The organism is Moraxella sp. (assembly GCF_024227015.1).
Taxonomy (GTDB): domain Bacteria; phylum Pseudomonadota; class Gammaproteobacteria; order Pseudomonadales; family Moraxellaceae; genus Moraxella.
Genome location: NZ_JAAELD010000027.1, coordinates 1 through 5,491, shown reverse-complemented (window position 1 = coordinate 5,491; position 5,491 = coordinate 1). Strand labels below are relative to the sequence as shown.

At 47.4% G+C, this 5,491-nt stretch carries 5 protein-coding genes; 3 read left to right on the top strand and 2 right to left on the bottom strand.

All coding sequences use genetic code 11. From position 1 onward, the window contains the following. The first annotated feature begins 130 nt into the window (after positions 1 to 130). A complete protein-coding gene (locus tag GY683_RS00590; protein WP_297286903.1) occupies positions 131 to 2,701 on the top strand; it encodes a heavy metal translocating P-type ATPase in 2,571 nt (856 codons plus the stop codon). Between the two features lie 72 nt (positions 2,702 to 2,773). Here the strand turns inward: GY683_RS00590 and GY683_RS00585 are convergent, their stop codons facing one another. Beyond that, positions 2,774 to 3,496, bottom strand: coding sequence for a Bax inhibitor-1/YccA family protein (locus GY683_RS00585; protein ID WP_112743916.1), 723 nt, complete (start codon positions 3,494 to 3,496; stop codon positions 2,774 to 2,776). 185 nt (positions 3,497 to 3,681) lie between these two features. On the opposite strand from GY683_RS00585, the gene GY683_RS00580 reads away from it, so the two are divergent. Together GY683_RS00580 and GY683_RS00575 are read left to right on the top strand one after the other, a co-directional pair. Beyond that, positions 3,682 to 4,659: an NAD(+) kinase gene (locus tag GY683_RS00580; RefSeq protein ID WP_297286902.1), complete on the top strand. Its 978-nt coding sequence runs from the start codon at positions 3,682 to 3,684 to the stop codon at positions 4,657 to 4,659. Between the two features lie 18 nt (positions 4,660 to 4,677). Further along, positions 4,678 to 4,968: a DUF1315 family protein gene (locus GY683_RS00575; protein ID WP_112743917.1), complete on the top strand. Its 291-nt coding sequence runs from the start codon at positions 4,678 to 4,680 to the stop codon at positions 4,966 to 4,968. Between the two features lie 150 nt (positions 4,969 to 5,118). Here the strand turns inward: GY683_RS00575 and GY683_RS00570 are convergent. Beyond that, on the bottom strand, positions 5,119 to 5,491 hold a 373-nt coding region (locus GY683_RS00570), incomplete at its 5' end, for a helix-turn-helix transcriptional regulator (RefSeq protein ID WP_297286901.1).

Below are 5,491 nucleotides of genomic sequence, written 5' to 3'. Positions count from 1 at the left end.
TGGAAAATTGATGAAAAAACACCGTGAGTATTGTCATCGTGTTACTGGCAAATTTCTCAATCAAAGCGCCTGATAGTGCATGAAAGTGGTATAATAACGCGTTTATGCCAAATTAAAAAAGTGTTTGATTATGAATACTGCTGCCGATACGAAGATGGATGAGATTGAGCAATCACTCATTTTGCCACCAGAAGGGGCGTGCTTTCATTGTGGAGAGGTGCTGCCAAAAGAGCCATTTTATACCGTGATTTTTGATAAATCGCGTCCGATGTGCTGCCTAGGCTGTAAGCTTGCTTCGCAAAGTATCGTGGAGTCTGGGCTTGAGCAGTATTATCTAGATCGCAGGGAGATCAGTCCGACCGCAAGCCTGCCTGATTCGATGAATTTTGATGCGTATAATCATGACGACATCAAGGCGCAATTCGTCTATCAAGAAGATGGCGGCAGTACCGCAGAATTATCAGTGGCGAACTTACGCTGCTCGGCGTGTACGTGGCTTATTGAGACCCGCCTAAGAGTCATCGATGGCGTGCGTGCGTGCCAAGTGAACCTCACTCAACAAAGAATGCGTGTAAACTGGGATGAGAATCAGTGCGACATCGGCGAAATCCTACAGGCGGTGCATTCGGTGGGCTATGATGCCAAGCCGTATCGCCAAGACACGCATGAGGCGATGATGAAGCGCCAAAATAAGCAAATGCTCATCCGTCTTGCCATCGCTGCACTCGGTGCAATGCAGGCGATGATGTTCTCGATTGGGATGTATTTTGGTGAATACAGTGGCATCTTAACCGAACATCGAGATTTTTTGCGTTATGTGGCGATGTTTGTGACCATTCCTGTGATGTTCTATGCAGGCGTGCCGTTCTTCACGTCGGCTTATAATGCCATCAAGGCACGTCAGGTGAACATGGATGTGCCTGTATCGATTGCGCTGATTACCACCTTTAGCGCCAGTGTCTATGCGACATTAACAGGTACGGGCGAGGCGTATTTTGATTCGGTGTCGATGTTTATCTTTTTCTTATTGGCGGGGCGTTATATTGAACAAAATGCCCGCCTAAAAGCATCAAACATGGCATCAGATCTGGTGGTGATTGAGCCGATTTTGGTACAAAAAATCGCCCAAGATGCGTCATTGGTGACAAGTTTATCTGCTGACAATAAAGCAAGTATCATCCAATCATGGTGGCAAAATCACCACCACCTAGATAACGTCCTAGAGCAGAGCGTGGATGATGAGGATAAGATTCTGGCGCAGTCTGTCAAGGTGGGTGACATCATCCGCATTGATGCAGGCAGTCAGATCGTCGCTGATGGTATCTTGTTGTCACAAAGCGCCACGGTGTCACAGAGTCTATTGACCGGTGAGAGCGACTTGATCGTCAAGCATCGAGGCGATGCGGTGGTCGGCGGTGCTCAGAATGACAGCCAGCCATTCGTCATGCTCGTCACCAAGGAGATCGATAACAGCCAAATCGCGCTCATCGATCGACTCATGAATCGCGCCATGAGTGAAAAGCCCAAAATCGCCCAAGATGCTGACAAAATGGCGCGCTGGTTCGTGGCGCGCGTGCTTGTCTTATCATGCCTTGTGTTCTTGGTATGGTGGTTTGTGGATAAGAGCGAGGCGCTGTGGGCGACGGTGGCGGTGCTGGTGGCGACTTGCCCGTGTGCGCTAAGCCTTGCCACGCCGATCGCACTTACCGTGGCGACCAACCGCTTGGCAGGATTTGGATTTTTGGCGACGCGCGGACATACCATTCAGACGTTATCAGAAGTGTCTTATGCTTGTTTTGATAAGACGGGTACGCTGACACTCGGTCAGGCTAATTTGCTAGATACGGTGAGCGTGATTGATAAGACAGAATCTCTAAAAATCGCTGCCGCGCTTGAGATTGGCTCGAAGCATCCTGTGGCGTGGGCGCTACTCACCGCTGCTCATGGGCTTCATCTGCCTAAGGTAAAAGACAGCACGCACCACACGGCAGGGGGTGTGGAAGGCTGGATAGATGGGGTTGCTTATCGTATCGGGCATCAAAAATTTGTCCTACCAACGGGTGTGTTGGCTGATGAGTTGCATGAGAATCTACCCGCGCATCAGGCGAACATGTCGGTATTGTTGTCACGTCAGGTTGATGGGGTGTGGCAGATGGTGGCGCGATTTTATTTTAATGATGCGATTCGCCAAGATGCTCGCGCGATGATTGATGAATTAAAATCACAAAACATCACGCCAATCATGCTAACCGGCGACCCAAATCCAAACGCGCTAGAAGTGGCTAAGCAGCTGGGCATTGAGCAGGCGTATTTTGGTCTGACGCCAGAGGGTAAAGTTGCGCACATCAAAGACCTACAGGCGGCAGGCCATGCCGTGCTCATGGTGGGCGATGGGATTAACGATGCGCCTGTTCTGTCGGCGGCGAATGTCTCGACAGCGATGGCAGGCGCGGCCGATCTGGCACAGGTATCTGCCGACAGTGTGCTATTGGGTGGGCGACTCATGCCACTGACGCAAGCGACCAAACTGTCCACCCAGACCCAAAAAATCATCCGTCAAAACTTACGCTGGGCACTCATCTATAATAGCTTGGTGCTTATCCCTGCTGCCTTGGGGTATGTACCGCCTTGGCTGGCAGCGATTGGCATGAGCTTATCGAGCTTGCTCGTTGTGGCGAACGCCATGCGCCTAAAACGCTGATCAGTTGGTTAATTACAAATAAAAATATCGCACCGGTTGAGTGCGATATTTTTATTCATATTCATTGGTAAATCAGTCGTCTTGTAGATAACCGATTAAGCGCAGGAATTCGATATACATCCACACCAGTGTTGATAGAATACCGATGCTATACACCCATTCAAATTCACGAGCCACGCCGTATTGAACGCCTTTATCCACATTATCAAAATCAAGCAACAAGCTAAATGATGCGATGATCACCACAAAGACGCTAAAGCCAATCGCAACCATACCGCCATCGAACAATAGAGGTAGGCTTGAGCCGAACAGTCTAAAGCCAAGCTGCACAAGGTATAAGATACCGATGGCGATGATGGCAGACGTCAGGATCGAGCGGAATTTCTCAGTAACTTTTACGATGCCTGTGCTGTACAGGGTCAGCATCACGGCAGCGGTGATGAAAGTGGCTGACAGCGCTGATAGTGGTACACTAGGGTATCTTAGGAACATGATGGTGCTAAACGCCCCAAGCAGTACGCCCTCACACAGTGCATAAGGTACCGCTAGACTCTTGGCAAGATGCGGCTTGAACGCTGATACCAAGCCTAAGCCCATGCCTGCAAACAGACCCACCAAGGCAAGCGGATACAGCATGCTAACAGAGATGCCGCCCATCAAAGCATAGAAGAACACACCAAAGCCTGAAACAGCAGCCAAAGCCAATAAGAACGCGCTTTTTTTGACGACGCCGCCAACGGTCATCGGAACACTACCAACCGCAAGCTCAGTGCGACTGACGATAGGGTTTGCCATAATTTGTCCTTAATAAAAAATAAAAATCTTCCACTGATTATAAGGCAGATTTTAGAAAAATCAAGCATTAATCAATGGCTTATCGTTCATGCACTAAGCCATGAGCGCTGATAATATCTAAAAACTTAGGTTGTGTTGATGTGGGGTTTTTTGATATTATACGCTTTATTTTTGCATTGATTCTTATGTCAAATTTTGTGAATAATCACCCAAAGCGTCCCAAGTTCCAGCGCATTGGCTTGATGGGACGTGCCGGCAAAAAAAGCGTGGTCGAAACCCTAAATGAGCTCATTGTTCTGCTTGATGAGCGTGATTTGTCCATCGTCATCGATACTGAGACTGCCGCGATTGAAGGGCTTGAGATCGATTTTGACAGGGTAGATGGTAATCAATTTAAGATCGTTCCCCGTCAAAAGATTGGCGAGCATTGCGATTTTGCCATCGTGGTTGGTGGTGATGGTTCGATGTTGCAGGCGGCGAGTGTGCTCGCGGGTACGGATGTGCCTGTGCTGGGCGTGAACCGTGGGCGACTTGGCTTCTTGGCGGACGTCAATCCAGAGGAGCTGACCGAGCGCGTCACACAGGTGTTGGACGGGGATTATTGGTTGGCGGAGCGGTTTTTATTGACATTCAAGATTGTGAATAATGACGCTGATGGCAAGCCGACCGACATGGTTATCCATGAAGATGTGGCATTAAATGACATCGTTCTACACGCTGGTAAATCGGTGCATACCATTGATTTTCAATTAAAAATTAATGGCACAGACGTCTATCGTCAGCATGCTGATGGTCTGATCGTAGCGACACCGACGGGATCGACTGCTTATTCACTCTCGGCAGGTGGACCTATCATTCACCCGACCATTGATGCCATCTGTCTTGTGCCGATGCATCCGCATACGCTGTCTAGCCGTCCTTTGGTGGTGGCAGGCAGTAGTCAAATCGCCATCAACATCCACAAGGACAATCGCACACAGCCTATGGTGGGCGCAGATGGTAAGGCATCAGCACCGCTTGATAATGATCAGACGCTACTCATCGCCAAGCATGATAAGACCTTGCTACTGTTACATCCGCCAAGCTATAGCTTCTATGAAGCGTGCCGTACCAAGCTAAACTGGAACCTATACACAGAAGAATTCGCCCTAAAGAGTGAATAAAACACTAAGAGATCAAAGATGAATAAAGAAGACATCCTAAATAGCCTAAACCCAGAAATCGTCGCCAAGTTCCGCACCGCCATTGAGCTGGGCAAATGGGACAACGGCGTTCGACTGACAGATGAGCAGCGCCAGACCTGTATGCAGGCGGTGATGGTGTGGGAGCATGAATACCTACCTGTCGAAGAGCGCACAGGCTACATCGAGAAGCCAAAAGATGATAAAGGCAACACCGTTGGCGAAGAGTGTGATGTGGAGCATGAGCATCATTACCCTAATGCCGAGCGACCTGTGAAGTTTAAGAACTAGAAGATGTTTTGACTTTTAAAAACCCCTGTTGACTACTTTTGTCAACAGGGGTTTTGAGTATTGCAAATCTAAAATAATATATTTGAAAGATTGGAGTTTTGACATGTGATTGGTAATCTTAATCCAGTTTCTATGATCAACTTAATAGCATTATTTGGTCAAGGTCTGGATAAGTGTTAAAACTGCCCTTTTCTGTTCATTAGTCAGTTTTTGCCAAGCTACATCATAAGAGTTTTCTTGATAATCCACTTTCTTTATACAGTCTTCAAAAAAATAGTCAATTGGAGTTTGCAAAAGATTAGCAATTTCAACCAAATGAGCTACATTAATTTTGTTTACACCTCTTTCATATCTCGACAGTTGTTGTTGTGATACATCTAGTAGCTCTGCCATCTTTTCTGCAGACCATCCTTTTTCTTTACGTTTTAATTGAATTCTTTTTCCGATTAATTTATCAATCTGAGTGCTGATAATTTGCGCCATCTTAAAACCAAGTTGATTTACAAAATAATCTATTTTTGTT